Source organism: Bacillus sp. VT 712 (genome assembly GCF_001614195.1).
GTDB classification, from domain to species: Bacteria; Bacillota; Bacilli; order Bacillales; family Bacillaceae_H; genus Priestia; species Priestia flexa.
On the sequence record NZ_LWBK01000081.1, the window covers coordinates 1 to 2,082 of the forward strand.

The 2,082-nt window shown below is 35.7% G+C and carries 1 protein-coding gene; it reads right to left on the bottom strand.

Annotation, left to right across the window (positions count from 1 at the left end; all coding sequences use genetic code 11):
• Window positions 1-503: 503 nt before the first annotated feature.
• The coding region (locus tag A2U94_RS19905) for an SGNH/GDSL hydrolase family protein (protein ID WP_062954807.1) at window positions 504-2,082 on the bottom strand (1,579 nt) is incomplete at its 5' end.

A 2,082-nucleotide genomic window follows, 5' to 3' on the forward strand; every position in this document is an offset into this window, starting at 1 on the left:
AATTGGCCAGTATCGGAAGAAAGTTCGCCTCCATCGTGAGTTAATTTGAGTTGGTGATTGAAATGAAGTGTTGTTTGCGGTAATCTAATCATGAGAAGAATCCTTTCTTTTGGTTAGTTCTTAGTCGATTTAACCTTAACAGAAATGGATTCTTTTTTCATTTTTTTAGTGAAAAAGAGAATCCCACAGGAAAGCCGATAAATCGCCTTTCCTGTGGGATTTTGTATTTGGGTATGAATAATTCAGGAAGAAGGCTATATAAGCCTTCTTAAGGATTAAAAAAAGACGATGAATGAAAAATCTCATCGTCTTTTTTTGTATAATTCTTATTGCGCAATTGTCTCCGATTGTTAAATACTTAAATTTTTAATCTATAGCGTCATTTTCAGTTTTTGTGTGTACTTGAGTAAAAAATATTTAATAAATCTATCAAATCTTATACAGTTTTCAAGTCGACTTTTCTCTCCATTCTTTCTGTACAGTAAATCCCCTAATGAAAAATGCTATCTTGTTTTTTGTACTAATGCAGCCAAGCTACTTCCTAACTGTAACTGACCGGTTGGGTTAGGATGAACCCAATCTTGCATATTTTCTACAGTGTCCAAATTCGCATTCATTGCACATACATAAACACCGTTCGCCATTTGTGCGTCTGTATCGAACTCTGTTAGCAACCTCCTACCAACCTTTTGCATATTTTGACGGTACATTTCTGATGTCCCCTTAGTAGCAGTGCTAACAGCCCAAAAATCTTGGTTATTTCCGATTATAGGAAGATTTATTATAATTTTGATGGCTTGATTGTACGATTTAATCGATGAAACAATAGCCTTAATGTTTTTGATATATGTCTCGATACCATTATCAATTCCTTCTGTTAACTGAAAATCATTAGCTGCTAACAAAATACTAACGTGAGTAGGAAGATTGCTTCCAAATGCAGCAGCAAAACGTGACATATATTTAGAAAAATTAATCTCCATTGTCGGCTGTGTCGCCATGACCTGCCATGTTGAACCGTCATACTGTAGAAATTGTTGCCCGTTTTGCTTACTCGGATCAAGGACGACATCACCTGACACAGGACTAGTAGGATAGCCATTCGTATCAAACAAATAACTAGCACCGTCCCAACCCTTCGCTATCTTCTGAAATCCATCGAAATCATATCCAGTTGAATCTGTGTAGCAAATTTTCTTCCAAACCTCGGTATTCCCCCAAAATTTTTCACCATCTATACCGACAGGAAATAAAAATGGGCTGTCAGGTGTTGTAGTCTTTCCTGTGTTATTAATGTAATCTGCAACTGTCCAACCACCACGACCTTCACCATTGGTAATTCCATTGTCAAATGAGCGCGTTCCTACTGTTTTGACATTAGGTAAAACATCTTGGACTTGCTTTGCATATGAATTTAGCCTTGTCATACTATCTCCTATGCAAAGCAAATTTACTTGATTTGATGACGATAAAGGCACAATTTCTATATTTGTTTTCGTTGAATAGATCACCTTCATATTAACATCACGTAACTTTATAACTACGTCATAACTTCCACTTGAAACACTATACTCTTTAATAGCACTATTTCCTGGCTCCACATGATAGCGATCCTTATATTGTCTACCGTAAGGAGCGTCTACATCTACGTTGATTAAAGACGTATTTCCTTTAATGACATTATTAAAATAAATTGATAACGGTTTAATTGAACTTGGACTCCCTAAAAGAGCATAAAGTTTCTTTGGTAGGACAACGTCTAGTATCCCATAAATTTGTTCATCCTTAAAATATGGAATAGTATAACTAAATGGTTCATATGCGGTTACTAAATTACCTTTTTCTAATTGAAAAGTCTCTGCTGTCCCTTTTGAAAGTGTAGCTCTTATATACTTAGCATTACTAGGAGTTGTAATTGTTGATGCTTGTTCTGGTGGTGACAATCTTGAAAGACCGCTGATGTAAATTTTGTTTTCATCATAAAAGGCAATTTCGTGTGAATAGTTTCTAGCGTAAACAGTTGATGGCTCTACTGGTACGAAATCTGTTACATCGTAAGATGTATTAGCACCAACAGTCCCT